This is a genomic window from Heyndrickxia sp. FW510-T9 (assembly GCF_058781025.1).
In genome coordinates this window covers 57,545-78,348 of record NZ_JBYSWK010000019.1, presented here as the reverse complement: position 1 = coordinate 78,348, position 20,804 = coordinate 57,545, and the positions used below count along the sequence as shown (strand labels likewise).

The 20,804-nt window shown below is 35.3% G+C and carries 21 protein-coding genes and 1 pseudogene; 17 read left to right on the top strand and 5 right to left on the bottom strand.

All coding sequences use genetic code 11. From position 1 onward, the window contains the following. Positions 1 to 125: 125 nt before the first annotated feature. The 5 genes and pseudogenes from AC3WJF_RS11870 to AC3WJF_RS11850 all read left to right on the top strand — a co-directional run bounded on the left by AC3WJF_RS11870 (position 126) and on the right by AC3WJF_RS11850 (position 4,752). Positions 126 to 466 (top strand): annotated as a pseudogene (locus AC3WJF_RS11870) (ArsR/SmtB family transcription factor). A gap of 26 nt (positions 467 to 492) precedes the next feature. Beyond that, positions 493 to 1,491: an NADP-dependent oxidoreductase gene (locus AC3WJF_RS11865; protein ID WP_492452383.1), complete on the top strand. Its 999-nt coding sequence runs from the start codon at positions 493 to 495 to the stop codon at positions 1,489 to 1,491. 343 nt (positions 1,492 to 1,834) lie between these two features. After that, entirely contained in the window at positions 1,835 to 2,941 is a 1,107-nt protein-coding gene (locus AC3WJF_RS11860; protein ID WP_492452381.1) for a lactonase family protein, read from the top strand. A gap of 351 nt (positions 2,942 to 3,292) precedes the next feature. Next, positions 3,293 to 4,024 (top strand): WecB/TagA/CpsF family glycosyltransferase, encoded by a 732-nt coding sequence (locus AC3WJF_RS11855; protein ID WP_492452380.1) that lies wholly within the window; start codon positions 3,293 to 3,295, stop codon positions 4,022 to 4,024. Between the two features lie 146 nt (positions 4,025 to 4,170). Then, complete coding sequence (locus AC3WJF_RS11850) at positions 4,171 to 4,752, top strand: hypothetical protein (protein ID WP_492452378.1); 582 nt, start codon at positions 4,171 to 4,173, stop codon at positions 4,750 to 4,752. Positions 4,753 to 4,979: 227 nt separating this feature from the next. Here the strand turns inward: AC3WJF_RS11850 and AC3WJF_RS11845 are convergent, their stop codons facing one another. Next, positions 4,980 to 5,606, bottom strand: coding sequence for a fumarylacetoacetate hydrolase family protein (locus tag AC3WJF_RS11845; protein ID WP_492452376.1), 627 nt, complete (start codon positions 5,604 to 5,606; stop codon positions 4,980 to 4,982). Between the two features lie 371 nt (positions 5,607 to 5,977). Here AC3WJF_RS11845 and AC3WJF_RS11840 point away from each other — a divergent pair, with 371 nt between their 5' ends. The 11 genes from AC3WJF_RS11840 to AC3WJF_RS11790 all read left to right on the top strand — a co-directional run bounded on the left by AC3WJF_RS11840 (position 5,978) and on the right by AC3WJF_RS11790 (position 14,469). Further along, positions 5,978 to 6,421, top strand: a complete 444-nt coding sequence (locus tag AC3WJF_RS11840; protein ID WP_492452374.1) for a MarR family winged helix-turn-helix transcriptional regulator — start codon at positions 5,978 to 5,980, stop codon at positions 6,419 to 6,421. Positions 6,422 to 6,473: 52 nt separating this feature from the next. Next, positions 6,474 to 7,418, top strand: coding sequence for a ring-cleaving dioxygenase (locus AC3WJF_RS11835; RefSeq protein ID WP_492452372.1), 945 nt, complete (start codon positions 6,474 to 6,476; stop codon positions 7,416 to 7,418). Positions 7,419 to 7,420: 2 nt separating this feature from the next. Next, positions 7,421 to 8,476 (top strand): LLM class flavin-dependent oxidoreductase, encoded by a 1,056-nt coding sequence (locus tag AC3WJF_RS11830; RefSeq protein WP_492452370.1) that lies wholly within the window; start codon positions 7,421 to 7,423, stop codon positions 8,474 to 8,476. A gap of 14 nt (positions 8,477 to 8,490) precedes the next feature. Then, positions 8,491 to 9,057 (top strand): NADPH-dependent FMN reductase, encoded by a 567-nt coding sequence (locus AC3WJF_RS11825; RefSeq protein WP_492452368.1) that lies wholly within the window; start codon positions 8,491 to 8,493, stop codon positions 9,055 to 9,057. Between the two features lie 388 nt (positions 9,058 to 9,445). Beyond that, a complete protein-coding gene (locus AC3WJF_RS11820; RefSeq protein WP_492452366.1) occupies positions 9,446 to 10,390 on the top strand; it encodes an ABC transporter substrate-binding protein in 945 nt (314 codons plus the stop codon). Between the two features lies 1 nt (position 10,391). Continuing rightward, complete coding sequence (locus AC3WJF_RS11815; protein ID WP_492452364.1) at positions 10,392 to 11,426, top strand: FecCD family ABC transporter permease; 1,035 nt, start codon at positions 10,392 to 10,394, stop codon at positions 11,424 to 11,426. Next, positions 11,413 to 12,222: an ABC transporter ATP-binding protein gene (locus AC3WJF_RS11810; RefSeq protein WP_492452362.1), complete on the top strand. Its 810-nt coding sequence runs from the start codon at positions 11,413 to 11,415 to the stop codon at positions 12,220 to 12,222. The genes AC3WJF_RS11815 and AC3WJF_RS11810 overlap by 14 nt, the downstream gene beginning before the upstream one ends. Further along, on the top strand, positions 12,197 to 12,598 hold the full coding sequence (locus AC3WJF_RS11805) for an ankyrin repeat domain-containing protein (protein WP_492452360.1): 402 nt from the start codon (positions 12,197 to 12,199) through the stop codon (positions 12,596 to 12,598). The genes AC3WJF_RS11810 and AC3WJF_RS11805 overlap by 26 nt, the downstream gene beginning before the upstream one ends. 18 nt (positions 12,599 to 12,616) lie before the next feature. Further along, positions 12,617 to 12,919, top strand: coding sequence for an antibiotic biosynthesis monooxygenase (locus AC3WJF_RS11800; protein WP_492452387.1), 303 nt, complete (start codon positions 12,617 to 12,619; stop codon positions 12,917 to 12,919). Between the two features lie 401 nt (positions 12,920 to 13,320). Continuing rightward, positions 13,321 to 13,782, top strand: coding sequence for a VOC family protein (locus tag AC3WJF_RS11795; protein ID WP_492452358.1), 462 nt, complete (start codon positions 13,321 to 13,323; stop codon positions 13,780 to 13,782). Positions 13,783 to 13,896: 114 nt separating this feature from the next. Beyond that, positions 13,897 to 14,469 carry a chloramphenicol phosphotransferase CPT family protein gene (locus AC3WJF_RS11790; RefSeq protein WP_492452356.1) on the top strand — a complete coding sequence of 191 codons (573 nt, stop codon included), beginning with the start codon at positions 13,897 to 13,899 and terminating at the stop codon, positions 14,467 to 14,469. Positions 14,470 to 14,588: 119 nt separating this feature from the next. Here AC3WJF_RS11790 and AC3WJF_RS11785 read toward each other — a convergent pair whose 3' ends face one another. The 4 genes from AC3WJF_RS11785 to AC3WJF_RS11770 all read right to left on the bottom strand — a co-directional run bounded on the left by AC3WJF_RS11785 (position 14,589) and on the right by AC3WJF_RS11770 (position 20,019). Then, positions 14,589 to 15,491 carry an ArsR/SmtB family transcription factor gene (locus tag AC3WJF_RS11785; RefSeq protein WP_492452354.1) on the bottom strand — a complete coding sequence of 301 codons (903 nt, stop codon included), beginning with the start codon at positions 15,489 to 15,491 and terminating at the stop codon, positions 14,589 to 14,591. Between the two features lie 109 nt (positions 15,492 to 15,600). After that, entirely contained in the window at positions 15,601 to 16,827 is a 1,227-nt protein-coding gene (locus tag AC3WJF_RS11780) for an MDR family MFS transporter (protein WP_492452352.1), read from the bottom strand. Between the two features lie 198 nt (positions 16,828 to 17,025). Then, positions 17,026 to 18,246, bottom strand: coding sequence for a serine hydrolase domain-containing protein (locus AC3WJF_RS11775; protein WP_492452350.1), 1,221 nt, complete (start codon positions 18,244 to 18,246; stop codon positions 17,026 to 17,028). 666 nt (positions 18,247 to 18,912) lie between these two features. After that, complete coding sequence (locus tag AC3WJF_RS11770) at positions 18,913 to 20,019, bottom strand: GerAB/ArcD/ProY family transporter (RefSeq protein WP_492452348.1); 1,107 nt, start codon at positions 20,017 to 20,019, stop codon at positions 18,913 to 18,915. A 295-nt stretch (positions 20,020 to 20,314) separates the two neighbouring features. On the opposite strand from AC3WJF_RS11770, the gene AC3WJF_RS11765 reads away from it, so the two are divergent. Further along, positions 20,315 to 20,755, top strand: coding sequence for a VOC family protein (locus AC3WJF_RS11765; RefSeq protein ID WP_492452346.1), 441 nt, complete (start codon positions 20,315 to 20,317; stop codon positions 20,753 to 20,755). The last annotated feature ends 49 nt before the right edge of the window (positions 20,756 to 20,804 follow it).

Genomic DNA, 20,804 nt, shown 5'->3' with positions numbered 1-20,804 from the left:
AACAAGGGGACGGTTCTTGCGTTTCTGAAACGCGAGAACCGTCCCCTTGTTTACATATTGTTGTATTCGGTTAAACGGTTCATTAACTTAAACCATTTAACCGATTGTTGGAGGTATCTAATAAAATGAATAAACATGACCAACTAAAGATAATCAAAGAAGATTTTATTAATTGTCAAAAGGTACTATTAGCAATTGGGGATGAAACACGGCAATCTATCTTATTAGTTTTAATGGGAACCGATTGTCAAACGGGATTGCGTGTAGGTGAAATCACGGAACAAAACAAACACATCTCTCTCGTCCGGCTGTGTCGCATCATCTTAAGATTTTGAGAGATGCAGGTGTTATTTTAATGCGTAAAGAGGGCACAAAAAATTTTTATTATATAGATGTTCGTAGTACAAAATTAGGTTTATTAAAAAATCTTGTGTTGGATGTCGAAAAGTTTATGGAGTTTTATTAAAGGCATGTGATTTGGAGGTATTGACAATGAGAGCAATGATTATTGATAGGTATGGGAAAGTCCCGTTGCGTTTGGCAGAAATGCCCACACCCGAAATTGGCGATTATGAGGTACTTGCAGAAATTCATGCAGCTAGTATTAATCCTATTGATTTTAAGATACGCGATGGGAAAGTGAAATTGTTAATTAAGTATAAAATGCCTCTTATCCTTGGGAATGATTTTTCTGGTGTCGTGGCTAAGGTTGGCGCAAAAGTGACTCGTTTTAAAGTTGGTGATGAAATATATGGACGTCCATGTAAGAGTAACATCGGTACTTTTGCAGAATATATTTCCATTCATGAAAAGGACATAGCCTTAAAACCTAAAAATTTGAGCTTCGAGGAAGCAGCATCCATTCCACTGGTTGGGTTAACCTCATATCAAGTTTTACATGACATACTGCAATTACAAAAAGGACAAAAGATTTTGATTCATGCTGGGGCTGGTGGTGTAGGTACCTTTGCTATTCAACTGGCAAAATTAAAGGGAGCCACTGTTGCTACAACTACCAGTGAAGCAGGTACGAATTTAGTAAAATCACTTGGTGCAGATGAAATTATCAATTACAAAACAGAAAAATTTGAAGATATCCTGAAAAATTATGATGCAGTATTTGATACTCTCGGGGGCAAGTCACTCGAAAAATCTTTTAATGTTTTAAAAAGTGGCGGGAAAATTGTTTCCGTTTCGGGGTTACCAAATGGTCGTTTTGCTAAAGAGTACGGTTTAGGATTTTTTAAAAGGATGTTGTTTTCTGCAGCAAGTTATAAACTTACTGCACTTGAAAAAAAGCATAATGTTCCATATACGTTTTTGTTTATGAAGCCAAGTGGAGATCAATTAAGCACTATTGCAAACTTTATTGAATCTGGGGACATCACCCCTGTAATTGATAGAGTTTTTAGTTTTGAAGATATTCAAAAGGCGATGGAGTATTCAGAAGCAGGAAGGGCTAAAGGAAAAATAATTGTAAAAATTAGATAGTTACCAAACCAAGTGCACGCATGCTGTGGAAAGTAATATTTAGAAAAAGAAAATACAATCCTATTTAAAATTAATTATGTAAAATAAGGATTGAAATTCTTTGCCGTTGTAAATCCGTACTTTACTGAATCTCCCTTAAACAATGTAAATTTATGTAGCAATGAATTTAAACAGCGGGTAACTTTCATAAAATAACATTTGGACTGCAGTTTTTGCAGTCTTTTTTCATTTGTTGTTATAACTAAAGTTAGGCTGAGGGATAACGGATGATGTTTTGCGTTAATTTTGGGAATTAAAGTAGTAAAAGCACCATATAAAACTATGAAAGGAGGAAAGTTATAACATGTATATAAACAAATATTCCCGTGCAAATGCAAGTATGGTTTACATTATGACCAATAATGAAACGATGAATCAAATCATTGCCTTTTCCAGGGACATGAATGGAATGCTCACATTTGTGGGTTCCTACCCAACTTATGGTAGAGGTACAGGTACCAAGGAAGTCTCTACGGCAACGGCAAACGATGGAGTCGATCCTCTTACATCACAAGGAGCTCTAACTTTGTCCCTCAATGGACGTTTCCTGCTTGCAGTGAACGCTGGCAGCCATAGTATCAGCAGTTTCATCATTACTGACAGCGGTGCACCCGTTCTCGTGGATGTGAAGCCATCAGGAGGTGCTCAGCCCAATACTATAGATGTGTTTGGTAATCTTGTATATGTAGCCAATGTGGGGAATGCGGCTAACAATTTCTCCTCCAATATCACTGGTTTTCACATAGATAATAACGGACTCCTTACTCCCATTCCCGGATCTACCCATTCTCTCAGTACTTTCAATGCTCAGCCCGCTCAAGTTCTCTTCACTCGTGATGGTAGAAAAATCCTTGTATCCGAGCTTACTTCAAACCATCTAAGTGTATTCCTTGTTAATCAAAATGGTACGGTTTCAGAACCAATCGTTAATGAATCTTATGGTCAAGGACCATTGGGTGCTTATTTTCTATCCTCTGGAATCCTCTTAGTTACTGAAGCAGTTTCAAATGCCCTGTCATCCTATTCAATGAGTAAGGACGGGATCCTTCATGTGATCAGTGGCTCTGTCCCAAACGGATATAAAACCGCATGCTGGGTTATAGCAACAAAGGATGAACGTTTTGCATACGTTACGAATACTTTAAGCGGCACCATTTCTACTTACAGAATCAATCCCAATGGAGCATTGTCGGTGGTAAGGCATATTACCAGTACACCTCCAGGTACAGCTCTAGGACTACCGATGGATGTTGGAGTGAGTAAAGATGGACGGCATTTTTACACCCTTAACGGAAACCAAGGTACAGTCTCCGTATTCAATATTCAAGAAGATGGAAGTCTGGTCAGATTGCAGGTTGCTACTTGGACTAACTTTCCTTACTTTGGATCGCAAGGGTTAGCTATTCTTTGATTATTATATTTGTTTGAAAAAGAATTAGGGGAGTTTTTAAAAACAATGCTGCCGACATAATGGCGGCTTTTGTTATGAAAAATAATTTTTAAAAATTGTGAAGCAATGAACATAAATTATACGATGTTCTTAAGCTAAACGAGATGGTAGTGAAACAAGGAAAAACTTTTTAAAGTGTAGAATATATATAATAGTTACACCTTAAATAGGGTTCAATAACCCAACTTAGTTACCTAGGTGAAACGATAGGATAATTCAAGATTTAGAGAAGATTCTTATCGAACGAAATAATGTCTGGTGAAATTTGTGAGTGATTAAATATACAGTTTTTTAAAGGATGTAAACTCAAGGATGGAAATAAAAAGTCTAGGGAATATAAAAATTAATTGTACAAATACAAATGAAATTCTAAATGAAATTATGAAAAAGGTAATTAATAAGGAGAAGTTTAAATTATTTTTTTTAAACGCATATTGTTATATTCTTTCACAAAATGATAGTGAATACTCTACTAATCTAAATAATGCTGATTATGTATTAAATGATGGAATTGGTGTCGAAGTGGGAGCAAAAATATTTGGGTTTAATTTTGATGAGAACCTTAATGGCACGGATTTAACACCAAAAATATTAGAATTAGCCAATGATCAAGGTTTTAAGGTCTTTTTATTAGGAGGAGCCTATGGAGTTGCAGAAAAAGCAGCAGAAAATTTTAAAAAGTATTACCCTAAATTATCTATAGTCGGATGCGCTGATGGATATTTTAAGGACAATGATGTATTAATACAGAAAATAAATAATTCTAAACCAGATATCTTAATAGTCGGGTTAGGAGTTCCTTATCAAGAAAATTGGATATCTGAAAATTACACAAAAATTAATGCAAGTCTTTTTATGGGAGTAGGTGCGTTTTTAGATTTTTCTTCAAATAGAGTAAAAAGGGCGCCAAATGTAGTAAGGAAAGCGCGGATGGAATGGGTTTTTAGGTTAGTTCATGAACCCAAAAGGCTATGGAAAAGGTCGATATTAGGGACACCACTATTTTTTTATTATTTATTACAAAATAAATTTAGAAACCATTAGTAATCAAATCATAAAGTGGAAGAATCCAGCTTATTGTTATAAGTTTAAAATTTCCAAATTTACCTTTGAAATTTGAGTGGCGATTTGAAAACGTGAACTGGATCCATTCGTTAAAAATTGAATTCATTAAGCTTAGGGGGGATCTTATGAAAGGGCTTTTAATGAAATGTGTGATTATTACGTCGGTACTTATTTCAGTTGTAGGTTGTTCTAATTTAAATCCCACTACTTCGAAAGACAAGGGTGAAATTACGACTCCTGTTTCTTCAAAAGATAATGGGGAAAATTCAGAGACCGATTCAAAAAACATGAAGACAGTTAAAACATTCGTTGAAAAAGAATTAACCACTACTAACGAACTAAAAGAGGTACTTAATTCACATGATATACCGGCACAAATTCAATATTTAAAAGACACCTATGGGAATCTTATAGCAGAAAGTTACTTTGAAGAATTTGTTAGTACAAGTCTAGGGTTTACTGTTCTATTGCCCGCACATTCTGCTGGGTATGAATTAAAACCAACACATATTGAAGTGCAATTGGAAAATAGCAAATTTAATTCTTATACCTTTGAAGCTGAGGTGGAATGCTCTAAAGATGGTAAAACAAACAGATCTACCATCACTGGATATATGACTCTCAACGATCAAGGAAAGATTTCAGGAATAACCGGTTTTGATATTAAGGAATTGCTGGAAATCTTTGCTGCCGCGAAGAAAAGCTAATTAAGTCTAATAAGTAGGGCTTTCATTGAAGAAACAGTAAGTTAATGAAGAATAGTTTGGAATTATCCAGCTCTTTTTGTTATTTTAATTGTTAATTTTCGTGTGAAGCTTGTGTGCCCTTATTGAGTGAAATTAAAACCGCCTGTTTTATGGCAATTTTAATTTCACGTAAAAATTCATACCAAGCTATTACATTAAACATATAAGCGAATATGTAAACTATGCAGCTACACTAATTTAATAAAGCATTCACCAAGAACTTTATCTCCCCATAATAATGACAAATGATCCTTGTCTACAACTTCTCCTACTCCCTCTGGAGTTCCGGTAAATATTATATCTCCTTCTCCCAAACCAAAGTGAAATGCTGTAAAATCAATAATTGTCTGCAAATCAAAAATCATATTTTGAATATTTCCTTGTTGTACTTTCATTCCATTTTTCACAAGAGAAAAATCAGTTTTCTTCATTTCTTCCATTCCAGGAAAAGCTATAAATTTACTAATTACACCTGAATTTTGAAATCCTTTTGCAAGTAGCCATGGCTGTCCTTTTTTCTTTAGTTCGTTTTGAACATCTCTTAATGTAAAATCCAGACCAATTGCCATCCTATCAATCAAATCATCCGCTTTTATTCCTTTTTCATAATGTCTTCCAATTCTAATAACCAGTTCGGTTTCAAAGTGAACTGCCCCCTGATTTCTTGGAAATGAAATCCCTTGCCCTTTTGCCTCGACTAGGGAATGGGTAGGCTTTAAAAATAGAAATGGCGATTTAGGAATTTCATTATTTAACTCTTTTGCGTGGGCAGCATAGTTTCGACCAACACAATAAATATTTTTAATATTGTCCATAACTAATCCTACTTTCTTCATATGAATAAAATATTCTTTTTTTAAATGATTATGCAGCAACAATTATTGATCTATTTAATATGAAGGTATTTATTATTATATCGTTTTCAATATTAGAAAGCACAATGATAGGTATCAGCTCCATTTAGTAATATTCTATCATTTTGAAGATATTGGGTGTAATAGGAAAATGCTATTAAGATATTAGAAAAAATTATTACGATTTTGCCGTCTTTAAATATAAATTATAAATTCGACGAAGTCCCACTGATTTTTTTACTTTTCAACAATATTCAAATTCAAGATAATTTACTTGTGTTTTTATCAGTTGAGTAGTAAAGTGAGAGTAATGAAAGGGAGTGACAAACAATATGCAGAATAATACTCTCGGGTCATTAATTTGGCTACGACTCACACGGTTTACACATCAAAGTAACTTATTATCAAATGATTTTTTGAAGCAATTTGATTTGACAACCGCACAATTTGATGTGTTAATGCAAATTTCAACTTACGAACCATTAACACAATGTGATCTAGCTGAAAAAGTAACAGTGACACAAGGCGGTATTTCTCGTATGCTTGTTCGCCTCGAAAAAGACGGACTTATTGAACGGAAGCAAGAGTGGAAAACGAAAACCATTTCACTATCAAAGAAAGGACGCGAAAAACTGGATAATGCATTTGGAGCTCAGCTTGCGTTCCAATCATCATTCTTTGATGAATGTTTATCTGAGGAAGAACAAAAAGTTTTATATTCACTTATGTCCCGTGTACAAAAAAATAGTGAAAAAAAGAAAATGAAAAAAAGCTAATTTTTTTACTTTATCACTTGATTAATCAACTGATAATTAGGAGGGAAAATATATGTACACTATTCAAGGCCATCATCATATTTCAATGATTACAAAGGATGCGAAACAAAATAACCATTTTTATCGAGATGTACTTGGTTTACGCCGTGTGAAAATGACAGTCAACCAAGATGATCCATCGATGTACCACTTATTTTACGGAGATAAAACTGGAAGTCCAGGCACGGAACTATCATTTTTTGAAATCCCAATCGTTGGGCGCACATACAGAGGTACTAATGCCATTACCCAAATTGGATTACTTGTACCAACAGAAAAGAGCTTAACTTATTGGAAAGCGCGTTTTGATGATTACCAAGTTCAGCATAGTGATATCACAACGTATGCAAACCGACTTGCTCTGCACTTTGAAGATCCAGAAGGATTACGAATGGTTCTACTTGTATCAAATGGGGAGAAAGTAGAGCACTGGGAAACGTGGGAAAAATCAAATTTACCTATAGAACATCAAATTCAAGGCATGGGATCAGTGGAAATAACGGTGCGCAGGCTTGATAAACTAACACGAACACTAACTGAAATGTTTGGCTATAAAGAAGCTTCACGTACGAAAGATGAAGCGATTTTCCAAGCGGTTCAAGGCGAGGTATTCGGTGAAATCGTTGTGAAATATTTAGACGGTCCAGCTGAAAAACCAGGACGAGGAAGTATCCATCATTTAGCAATTCGTGTCAAAGGTGAGGATGAGCTTGCCTACTGGGATGAACAAGTACGGGCACGCGGCTTTCATTCATCAGGCATTGTAGATCGCTTCTACTTTAAAAGCTTATATTTTAGAGAATCAAACGGTGTTCTTTTTGAAATTGCAACAGACGGACCAGGCTTTATTATCGACGGAGATATTGAAACACTCGGTGAAAAATTAGATTTACCGCCGTTTTTAGAAAATCGTCGTACTGAAATTGAAGAAAATCTAGAACCAATTGAGGAGAATTAATTATGGAACAATATCGAATTGACCCATCCAAAGGAATAGAATTTGGACTTTACTCTTTAGGTGATCACATGCCCAACCCATTAACGGGTTCTCGTATACCATCAGGGCAACGTATTAATGAGTTAATTGAGGCAAGTAAACTAGCTGAACAAGCAGGGATTGATGTATTTGGTGTTGGTGAAAGTCACCAAACCTATTTCACCACACAAGCACATACGGTTGTTTTAGGTGCAATCGCTCAAGCGACTAATAAGATTAAAATCACAAGCTCGGCCACCGTTCTTAGTGTATCAGACCCTATACGTGTGTATGAGGACTTCGCCACTATTGATTTAATTTCAGATGGCCGTGCGGAAATTGTTGCCGGTCGCGGCTCGCGTGTAGGTGCTTACCAATTACTCGGTGTTAATTTACAGGATTATGAGGAAATTTTTGAAGAGAAATTAGAACTACTAAAAAAAATAAATGAAGAAGAACAGATTACTTGGCAAGGTGAGTTCCGACCGCCATTACAAAATGCCCATATCCTGCCGCAGCCCAAAAATGGCAGAATTCCAATTTGGCGTGCAGTCGGCGGACCACCGGCGAGTGCCATTAAAGCCGGTTTTATGGGAATTCCTATGACGCTGACTACTTTAGGAGGCCCAGCAATTAACTTTAAGCCTTCCGTTGATGCCTATCGTGAGGCAGCTGAAAAAAGCGGCTTTGATCCAAAAACATTACCCATTGCGACAACAAGCTTGTTCTATGTGGCAGATACAACAAAAGAAGCATTACAAGGCATGTACCCACATATTAATGGTGGATTTATTGCGATTCGCGGTGGTGGATACCCTAAGCAACAATTCGCTCAAGCACCTGATACACGTGATGCATTAATGGTTGGCAGCAAAGAACAAATAATTGAAAAATTGCTTTATCAATATGAACTTTATGGTATGCAACGTTTTATGGCGCAAATTGATTTTGGCGGGGTACCTTTCGAGAAGATTATGAAAAATATTGAAATTATCGGCAACGATATCATTCCAGCACTTAAAAAATATACAGGAAAATAAAAGGGGCGAACAACATGAAAATCGTAGTAATAGCTGGATCTATTGTAGGTTCAAATACAAGAGTAGCAATGCTTAAAACAGTAGAAATGCTTGAAAAAAAATACCCTGAGCATGAAGTCACACTACTAGATTTAGCTGATTATACTGTGGAATTCAGCGATGGACGTAATTACTTTGAATATGATGGAGATACCAAATACGTTACAGAGACCATTATGGGAGCAGATGCCATCATTATTGGGACACCAGTATTCCAAGCATCCATTCCGGCAACACTAAAAAACATCTTTGACTTACTACCAGTTAACGCTTTTCGTGATAAAGTCGTAAGCAGTGTCGTAACGGCTGGTACAGCGAAGCATTATTTAATGGTGGAGCAACAATTAAAACCCATTCTAGCATATATGAAAGCTCACATCGTTCCAACTTATGTATTCATAGAAGAAAAAGACTTCTACCGTAAGGAAATCATTAACGATGATATTCTTTTCCGTTTAGATCATCTGGTTGACGACACAATTCAAATCTTTAATGCAATGGATCTTGTAAGAAAAGCAAAAGAAGAAGCTTACGGTTTCTGATCATAATGACGTGCTGCTTTATTTTATATTAATAGTTAAAACCATACTGGGAAGCAGATTTTTTTTAAAAATTCCCCCAAAATAGCGCTTGATGATTTAGGAAGCCCCTTTTGTAAACAATCTTTATGGTTGTTTGCAAAAGGGGCTTTCACGCGGTCAAAGGAAAAGTTCTATTGAACGATAAGAAAATCGATAAGTATAAAATGGAGATTTACATCGAAACCAAGTGATGTTTTTTTCCAATTAATTACTACCATAATGACTCTTTGAGTATCCCATAAATTAAAATCAGCAAAAATGTAATTGACAATGAGAATCATTCTCATGTATATTGTATATAATTTATATTGATAATCATTATCAATTATATGGTTTAGGGGGATAAATAATGAAGAAAACATGTATGATTTTCTTTTCTGTGCTACTATTACTCGTTTTAGGAGCATGCGGAAATAGTAATCAAAAAGATGCTGCTGAAAATAGTAAACCAGAATCATCATCTATTGAAATAATAGATGCATCCGGACAAAAAATTACCTTTAAATCTGTTCCGAAGTCCATTGCGACTTTGAGTTCAGGAGATCTTGATATTTTGCTTGCTTTGGGTGCGAACGTAACGGGGCGTCCAACCGCAAGTGGCCCAGTTGAAAATGAAATAAAAGATATTACAGAGATCGGTAATCCTCACCAACCAAACTTTGAAAAAATTGCGGAAGTTCATCCAGATGTGTTAGTCGCATCTATTGGTTTTGAGCAGCAAGCTGCAAATATAGAAAGACAAGGGACGAAGGTTGTATATACTCAGGCAGATTCAATTGAGGATATTCAAAAAATGATTAGTATGTACGGAAAAATGTTCAAAAAAGAAGTGGCTGCCGAGAACTTAAATAAATCGATTACAGAAAAGATAGCAAGTGAAGAAGATAATAAAACAAATCCTGTTAGAGCTCTATTAGTCTATGGCGCACCAGGAACGTATCTAGCCGCGCTTCCAAATTCACTTTCGGGTGATTTATTAGAAAAGGTTGGTGGAGAAAATATTGCTGCTGACTTTAACCAAGAGAAGAGCTATCCACAATATGCAAGTTTAAGTATTGAGAAGATCATTGAAAGAAATCCACAGGTTGTGATGCTGATTACTCACGGAGATCCTAATGGAGTAAAAGCGGCTTTTGAAAAAGAAATGAAGAAAAACGCTGCTTGGAAGAATTTAGATGCTGTGAAAAGTGGTCATGTCATTATCTTACCGGCTAATTTATTTGGCACAAATCCTGGTACGAAAGTGACCGAAGCATTAGAAGTGATGAAAAAAGAATTAGCGAAGGTTCAGTAACATGGAAGAATTAGAAGTGAAAGTGCTTAAAAATACCCATCCTTTTGCAAGAAAGCGCAATATTGTTTTTGTGGTATTCGGCATCACCCTCATACTTGCATGCATAGTAAGCTTAATGATTGGTCCTGTTACTTTTTCTTTTAGTGAAATATGGAAAGGGATTGTTAATACAGACGATTCACTTCCAAGAAGGATTGTATGGGAATTACGGTTTCCAAGAGTGTTAATTGGAATGCTAGTCGGGATGTGCTTGGCTTCATCAGGGGCAATACTACAAGGGGTTATGAAAAATCCTTTAGCCGATCCAGGAATCATTGGGGTTTCATCGGGAGCAGGTCTTGCCGCAACGGTTATAATGATTATCTTTCCAGCATACATATTTCTATTGCCTCTTGCGGCTTTTCTAGGAGCATTTATTACATCACTCCTTATTTACGCATTGTCTTGGAAGGGAGGAACTTCACCTGTCAGAATTATTTTGGTAGGGGTTGCTATTAATGCTATCATCGGCTCCTTTATGAGTGCATTAATGCTAATTTATAGCGATCGAGTGCAGTCGGTTCTTCCCTGGCTTGCAGGAGGGATTGCAGGTGTGGGATGGGTGCAATTCAAAATGATTATTTATTATGTAATAGTTGCACTCGTATTAGCGCTTTTTTTCATCAAGCATATTCGGATATTAAGACTTGGAGATGAAGTAGCGAAATTACTCGGACATAATGTTGAAAGAAGCCGATTCTTTCTCATTATTATTAGTACGCTTCTTGCGGGTATTGCGGTAAGTGTTTCTGGATTAATTGGTTTTGTTGGACTTGTCGTTCCCCATATTTTGCGATTAATCATCGGGGGAGATTATCGGTATTTATTGCCTGCATCTGCACTTGGCGGCGGACTTCTCGTTGTTATTGCAGATACAGTAGCAAGAAGTGCCTTTGATCCGATCGAATTGCCAGTTGGCATTTTGTTATCTTTTTTAGGTGGTCCATTCTTTTTATATATGATTCAAAGACGGAGGGATTCGATTGCTTCTCACTAAAAATGTGTCATTCAAGCATAGTTCTTCCTTTTATTTAGATTCAATTGATTTACATGTACAAAAAGGGGAGATTGTTAGTTTGATAGGACCAAATGGATCTGGAAAATCTACTTTACTACGGTTGATTTCGCGACTCATTTCACCCATGGGTGGAGAAGTGATTCTCGATGGAAAAGATATTAAACAGTTGAAAAGTCAAGAGGTAGCAAAAAAATTAGCAATGTTACCACAAATGCAAGATCATCAGTTGGATATGACAGTAGAGGAACTTGTTGAGTTCGGCAGATATCCACATCGTAGTGCACACAGTAGATTGACGAATGAAGACCAAGACATTATTCAGTGGGCATTCGATGTTACGAAGATAAACCATTTACGCAATCGAATGCTGCAATCTCTTTCGGGTGGGGAAAGACAAAGAGCATGGATTGCTATGGCTATTGCACAGCGACCGAAAATTTTGTTATTAGATGAACCGACGACTTTTCTTGATATTTCTCATCAGCTCGAAGTAATGGAACTTGTTAAGGAGCTAAATGCAAGGTTTGGAATGACGGTTGTGATGGTCTTACATGACATCAATCAGGCAGCTCGCTATAGCGATCGACTTATTGTCTTAAAGAAAGGCAAAATTCAATATGATGGGATTCCACAATGTGTGTTATGTCGAGAAATGTTTCAATCGATTTTTGAAATTGATGCCACTCTTTATGAGGAAGATGGAAAGATATTTTTCACCCCAATCAAGCTAGGAGAAAGGAAGGATCCATTTGAAAAGAGAGCCATTGAGTCATGATCTGGTAAGGGACTTCATTGTAGCAGCACATGGAGATTTCGCTAAGGTAAAACAGCTTCTTTCTGAGGAACCTGCGCTTATACATTCGGTTATGAATTGGGGAGGAGACGATTGGGAAAGTGGGCTAGGTGCTGCTGCACATACGGGAAGTAGGATGATAGCTGAATTGCTTCTTGAAAAAGGGGCAAGAATGGATATTTTTACAGCTGCAATGCTTGGGGAGCTAAATATTTTGAAATCGATAATTGAACGTTTTCCAGATATGATTCATGCAAAAGGACCGCATGGAATTCCACTTTTTCGTCATGCCCAAATAGGTGGCGAATCTGCTCAAGCTGTAGTCGAATATTTACAAACTAAGGAGGTAGTATTATGAAGATGATGAAAGCGGTGAATACGATTCAAATTAAAAAAGGACGATGAAATACTTACTCGTTTTCAAACACCAAAATCTGTACATACCTTTGAAGGTTTTGTCCTAATGGAAGTATTGAAAAAGGAAAATAGCCCAGAATACGATGAGTTAAAAATTTGTACAACATGGGAAGATCGTCAATTTTTTAATGATTGGGTAGAAAGCAGAAAGTTCCAAAGGGCACATGGAAAAAATAGTGAGGGGAATTCAGAAGATAATCCCGTGTTACATTCAGAATTAACAACATTTGAAGTAGTTTTTCAACATAAACCAGCTAAATAGTAAGAAGTAGAAGGAGCAAGGGTAATATGGTTTCCTGTTTTCGAAGATGAATGGAATCATAGGGGGCAGATTAGGATTATCAAAAAAATGATTGTGAAGCAGTTCCAAATTTAATTTCGGAATTTCATTGAGTAATAGAAAAAGGCACAGCTAATTTTGCTGTGTCTTTTCTAATTAAAACATATAGTGATGGTTGACCATTTGTATTGAAATACCTTATTCTCATTTCTCAATAGACATATGTGTATGGTACGACTAAAGTCTCAAAGAAATATCAATCAATTTATTGATACAGGATATTCTTTCATCTACTAAGATTAGATTAAAGAGAAAAGTAGGTTAGAGTATTGTTTTGAAGTATTAAAGATAGGTATTTAAACGAAAAATTTGGAGGGAGAAACATGATTCAAAATTTATATGAGGCACATCTACCAGTTAGTGATTTAGAAAGATCAGTACAATTTTTTCAATCATTAGGTTTGGAGCTCGCCGAAAAAGGAAAAACATTAGCCTTTTTCTGGATCAAAAAACATGAAAGTTGGATAGGTCTTTGGGAAAATCCTCAAGTTGTATCAACTCCTTATCACCCGTCCTTACGGCACCTTGCATTATCCGTAGAGTTAGAGGATTTGAAAAATGCAAAAGAATGGTTAAAGGAACGTGGAATTGAAATGAGGGAGGATTTTGGATTTGCTCCTATTGAACCTATTGTTATGCCAAGTTCTGGTCATGCAATGGTGTACTTTAATGACCCTGATGGAAATAGTATTGAATTTATCACTAAATTGCCAGAGGAAAATCCAGAGTGGCCGATGATGTATTTGAGTGAGTGGGAACAGAAAATAGATGAAAAAAACATATAAGAGAGATTGAAATTTCTTAATAAATTCTATAAAGTAAACTGTATATTCAGTTTTCTTTTTGGGTAATTATGTGATTAAAAATTTTTCGTGTCTTTGTAAAAGGGAGCGGGTTTAGTGGGGAAAGGAAATATCATCTTTTTAAATGGAACATCAAGTGCAGGAAAAACGAGTTTAACTAGAAAACTTCAGGATATTTTTGCTGAACCATATTTTCATATATCATTAGACACATTTGAGGGCATGGTTCCCGAGAAACATTTAGAAAAAGATTTTTGGAATTACCTTGGTAAAAGTGCTTCGGCCATGCACCACAGTATCAAATTATTAAGTGATTTAGGATTCAATGTAATTGTAGATACGGTTATCTTGGATATACCTGAAGAAAAAGATTGGCTAGGTGAATGTGCAAGACTTCTACATGAATATCCTGCTGTGTTTGTAGGTGTCCATTGCCCTATTCAAGAGCTTGAAAGAAGGGAAAAGGAACGAGGTGACAGACATATAGGACAGGCAAAATGGCAATTAGAACGTATTCATGGTCATAACATTTATGATATTGAAATTAATACATTTGAACTTTCTCTAGATGAATGTGCTCGCCAAATTAAAGAAAAAATAGACAATATTCAAGATTGTAATGCGTTTAGAAGACTATTTGAAATGGATCTGATAAGATCTTTAGAATAGATATGTAGATTGAACATCAAAAAGGAGCCTTGTTCCCTTCAAAATCATGGGGGAGGCTCCTTTTCTATTTCTTTATCTTCGTTTTCAATACACAATTTTTTTGAAATTGCATGAATCTCTTAACATAATCCAATGGCATGAAAATGGTTCACTAAATCATGGAAAGAGGAAGATCTTAGACTATAATAGGCAACTTGACTTGAACCATAATAATGTCTATTGATTATACCTGCTTGGCCTAATAGTGTTAAATGGTGATGTACAGTGCTTTTTGCCAAACCTGTTTTCTCCTGTATATAAGTAAGGGTTTGGTTTCCTTCTATCAATAAAGTTAATATATCTAGACGGTTTTTATCAGATAATCCTTGTGATTTTTTATAAATTGCTTCCAGCCTTTCCTCCTCAGGAGTCATTTTTTTGAATGGATAGAGAAGGGTAGCCATACCACGATGGAAATCCAATACGTTATATGGGTACATATGATATTGTGGAACTAGGATTACCTCATTTAGGGTGTCGGTTGGCTCTAATACTAATCCGTTTGACACATTATTTAAAACGGTGTATGGATTTTCCTTTGTTGCTAATTGCTCCATTTGTTTTGACCGTTGTTCAAGCTCTGAAAATAATGCAGGATCTAGTTTTGAAAAATATTGATGATTCCATTCTGACAAAAGATATACACTTTGATCTCTTATTTCTTGGAGGTTAAGTGGGATAGCATGAACCCAAGGTGCAAGGCGATCATAAAGCTCTCCTGTTGAGATTTTTTCAAACCAAGATAAAAAATCTCTCGTAGAATGATTTTTAGGGCACTGTGAAACGAGCAGAACCGTTCGATGCAACACTTCCCACTTTTCATTTTCCAATACCTCTGCAAATTGCTTTGTTAATGTATGTTTCGTCTTTTCTTTCCATTGCTTCGTCATTTCACCGTTTTTATGTTGTTTTATATTTAAGTAAGTATATAAGCTGGTAATTAGCTCATATACCGGAGAATATGAAAATCGAATTTGGTACATGCTATTTCGCCTTCTTTTCTGTGTAAAAATAATTGGTTGCTAAAACTACTTGAAAATATGCCGAATAACAACAAAAGATGAGCAGGTCGTAGGATCTTTTTAGCAAGAATTATGCATTTGAATTCATACTATTTTGTACATGGACCTTCCTTTTTAAATGATGTCCTTTCATATAAAAAGACAAACTAATAATCGCAATGATTATCATCGTGAAAAACATTGGCTTTCCACCCCATTTAGAAAGTAGGATGCCCCCAATCCACGGACCCAGAAAGCTTCCGATAGAGGTGAATCCCTGCGCTCCATAATAGGCTCCTTTAAGATGACTCGGCGTTATCTCATCAACCTGTTCATTTTCTGCAGGGACAATTAACATTTCCCCTATAGTAAATATTACCATAGATATAATAAACCATGACCATGTGGTTGAAAAGGCGAATCCAGCTTCACCAAGTATGAAAAATCCAATTCCATATGATAACCGTTGCAGTACGGTGCATTTATTAAATAATCGCAAAATCGGGATCTGCAAACAAATGACACTTATTCCATTTGTACTCATAAGAACACCAAATAGAGTGGTTCCATCACTCATCTTCTTATTTAAATATTGAGAAAGAATAACGGATATTTGCCCATGAACAACCGTAAGAAAAATTCCGCCCATGATAAAAAATAACAAAATAATATCCTTTCTAATGGTTGTTAAGGAGTTGAGAATAGTAGATTTCTGAACGATATCCTTGTTTGATTGACTAACCTTGATGGAAGAAAGAAGAATGGTTAAACCAATTCCATACAGTAGATAACAAACTGCAGTATATATGAAAGTGGATTTATTTTCAGCTGCTCCTAATAATACTCCGATCATTGGCCCGATAATAAATCCAATATTAGCAGCCATATAATTAACGGAAAATAATTTATATCGTTTACTTTGTTTTGTTAAATCAGCCATTAATGCCTTTGAAATGGTAGCAAAAAATGAGGACGATAATCCTCTCAAACTATTAATGATAACTAAGGCAATTGGATTAGGAGTTACTACCAAAAACACATACGAAATAGACAGCACGAATAAGGAAATGATCATCAGCTGCTTACGTCCCAACCGATCTGATAGAATACCACCAATAATTCCACCAAATGCAGCAGTTAATGGAGTTACCCCAATAATAAATCCAATAAGCCCATAACCCAAATCAGTTGATTTCTTTAAGTAGATTGCAAGAAAGGGCGCGCTCATTGAAACAGTCATGGAAATAAACAATGAACCGAACAAAAGAATGTTAACCAAGGGATGAAAATATGAAAACCATTTCTTTATCCTATACACATAAGTTTCTCCGTTCTTTATTATTTATTCTACAATCGTCATACAAAATAATCATTCGAAGGTTATCGAACAGTTAATTTATTTTAAAATCAAAAAATCAATCAGTCAAGTAAAAATTCCAGGTGCCTGACACCCGGAATTAATAAAAAGGGCTGTTCAATAGTCGAAAAATAGACTAATCGAACAGCCCTATTGTTTTTAGGAACCTTGAAAGTTTGCTAATTTTATATATATATCATTATTTACAACACCAAATGATTGAATGTTGTTTTGAATATTTGACAGCAATACTACATAAATTTTTCCGCTTTTTGCATAACTATTCAGTCCATTCCAGCCAGGCATGACTCCATGTGAGGAATAACTTCCAGGATCCACATACCAGCCGAAGCCGTAATTCGATTTATTTGGAGTATAGATTTGATTAGAGCTCTTCGCGGAAAATAATTTACCCGAATGGATTGCTAAATCAAACTTATACAAATCTGAAGCGGATGTATAGATATCACCACACCCGAACAACTGTGAAAAATCAGGCATATTTGGTGTGTAGATAGAATTATCCTTTAGCTTGTAGCCGATAGAGCGGTTGGTTGAAAGGGATAAATCTTCCCCAAAACCTGATGCCTTCATATTTGCTGGCTTGAATATATGCTCGCGAATATAGTCGTGTAAGGATTGACCAGTAACTTTTTCAATGATGTAACCGATAATCGCATAATTTGAATCAGAATAATTCCATTGTGTTCCAGGTTTGAATAGCAAGACCTGTGCACCTTTGCCGATTTTCTCCATCAACTGCTCTCTTGAAAGCTTGTCATTTGTCTCCATATGTTCCGGTATTCCAGATGTATGTGTTAATAAGTTAAAGATTCTTATTTCATTTGCATGTGGGAATGTTGGAAGGTATTTAGACAATAAATCATTAGTATTTACTAAGCCTTTATCCTCCAACTGCATAAAGGATGCAGATACAAAGGATTTCGTAATGGAGCCAATATAGTAAAGGGTATTAGGATTGTTCCGTATTTGATTCTTTCTATCTGCAAGCCCGTAGCCTTTATTGATGACAAACTGACCATTTTTTACCACTACAGCAGTTCCGTTAAAGTGAATGCTTTTTAAATAATTATCAATAGCTTTGCTCTTTACGATGCTTTTTTGGGAATGCTTTGTTTTTGATTTTCCACTCGCTATATGATTCGTTTTGTCGTTTATATTTTTTGGAGCGGTTTTTACCGTTATATGTTTTTGATGCGTTTGTTCCATTGGTTTAGATTGTGTTGCTTTTTTGTGAATGAAACGATAGGAGACTCCAATTAGGAGTAAAATGAGTAGGCAAAAAACCAACAGGCTCCTTAAAATTCTCTTCCTGCTTTTGGATCTTCGCCGTTTTAATGTGGATGCCCTAGTCACCATAACCAATCCTCTATTTGGAATAATCAGAACTATAATTTTTTTTACGAACTAGATTATTAAAATAGTATAGTCTCTGTCTAGCTCCAGGTGAAATTTGTACTTCAATTTCAATAGCGCCTATCGGCTAGCGGATTTCTCCGTCTCCTCCCTACGATAAGTCAACATCAGTTCGTGAACTACCTCACTGTGTTTCCTTTATCTCAGTCGAAGACTACGAAATCCGTACGCCGATGAGCAAGGCGCTTGCACATTTCTCATAATCAATTGTGCCAACAGTCCTATATTATAGAAATAGAAATGAATAATCAACTAGAGAAATAAGGCTTCCATCCATTTTTTCATGATTAGAAACATTAGAAATTTTAGCGATCGTGTTTATTTGCTCTTCTCCAAAAAATAATAAGTGTTGTCCATCCGAAAATAGCTAAAATAAGCCACCAAAACTCGAACAAAATTCCTACCGTTGTTTGTGTGATTCTCAATATTATTCCCCCTCAACCCCTTATATTTGAATAGTAACATGGGAACGTAATTGCAACAACAAGAACAAAAATGAAATATTCAAACTAATATACCAAAGACAAATGATAAAGAAAAAACGAGACTTCCCTTACCGGAAGATCTCATTTCCTATTAATATTATTTTATTGTGAAAGTAATGAATATCTATTTTGCCTTTCCAACCCATTTCCTCACTTTATTTACTATCATTAGCAATAAAAACAATCCAGGGAAATAAAGATAGTTAACGATAAAACCAACATCGGCGAGTAAATTATTAATTGTATCGATATGTAATCTTGTTTTAAATTGTAAGCACCCTAGAAATATAAAGAAGCTTAATAAGTAAATTCCGTATTTTTGTTTGACTTTTAAGGTTCTTTTTAATATTCTGCTTGCACTCCATAATGATAAACAAATTATAGGAAGTATAACTAAACACCAATTTGCTATTCCAATGAACTCAAATCGTTCTACAACTGGAAAATGTATAATCTTGAAGGTGGTCAGCGTTGCCCAAATGTCTTTTTGTAATTGAGGTTGCGAATAAAATGCAAACGTAATAAGTGTTACATACAAATTCAAAAAAGAAGTGAAAAGCAAACCAACATGTGCCCATTTTTTTGATTTATTTGGCTGCTTAATAAATGGATAGTAAACCATAATCAATTCATAGCCAAGATTGGTTAATGACATACCTTGAGATGCCTTTAAGATATCGTTAAAAGAATGATTAAATAATGGCAAAAAGTGCCGAAAGTCTGAATAAGGAATTGCAAAGCCATAGAAAAAAATAATATAAAAGGGGAGAATCGAGCCGAAAAAGGCAATGCCGACAATTGTTCGAATCCCACCGTTAATAACGTAGATACTTAAAAGTAAATAAAGCAATGCAAACCAGGCGGTACTTAAATCAGGAAACATCCATACTTGAATTACTTCAATATATGTCCGCAGAACAGTCACTACATACATGGAAAAATAAAATACAAAAAAGATATTAAAAAGATTCCCAATCCATTTTCCAAAAACGGCTCTGTGAACATCGGTGATATCACCATTAACTGTTTCTAATTGTTTATAGAGAAACCACAAGATTATATGTGTACTTATTCCAGCCAAAATAACAGATTGCCATGAATCGTATCCAGCTAATTTGGCGATTATCCGTTGAAATCCTAATACTCCAATCCCAATTTGCATTGCAGCAATAGTAAAAAATATTAGATAAGGGGAGAACTTTTTATTTTCTGGAATCAATGGCGGTTGCATGATAAACCCCCGAATGCTAAGCATTTAATGAATAAAATTTGACTACTATGTTTAAGTGAGATGGAACAAGCTTTTATTGTATTCATTTTGAATAATTCATTATAAAAGCTAATTTACCCAAAAAAAGGTTTTTTATGTAAGAGTTAGGTATGATTCTCCTTTTTATTCTGATTTTGTATTTTGTTTGATATCATGGCGATTTTCTTTTTAAGAAGAACGCCTTTATGTTTGTTTTTAATAGTAGGAATGATGAAATTGAAGAAATATTCAATCATTTACAAAGGCGGTTATTTAGATGATAGAGTCAAATCAAAAAATTTCTACCTTCTTCATGTTCGAAGGTAAGGCTAATGAGGCGATGAATTTTTACACCTCTATTTTTGAGGAATCCGAAATAAATAATATTCTTTATCAAGAAGACGGATCTATCTTACACGCCACTTTCACTATTCAAGGACAAACATTCATGTGTATAGATAGTGCCATTAAGCATGGCTTTACTTTTACCCCTTCCATTTCACTATTTGTGACCTGTGATTCTGAAGAAGAAACAAAGGAAAAATTCGGAAGATTATCGGAAGGTGGAAAAGTCTTAATGTCATTAGCTTCATTACCTGTAAGCACTTTGTTTGGGTGGGTAGAAGATCGATTCGGAGTTTCTTGGCAATTGAACTTTGCAAAAAATAATGAAAAGGGCCATCGTTTTGGCCCTTTTTCAAAAGGTAAGAAAGTATAAATTTTTAATAAAATTAATTATTTAACTAATGTAGACTCTGTCTAGCTCC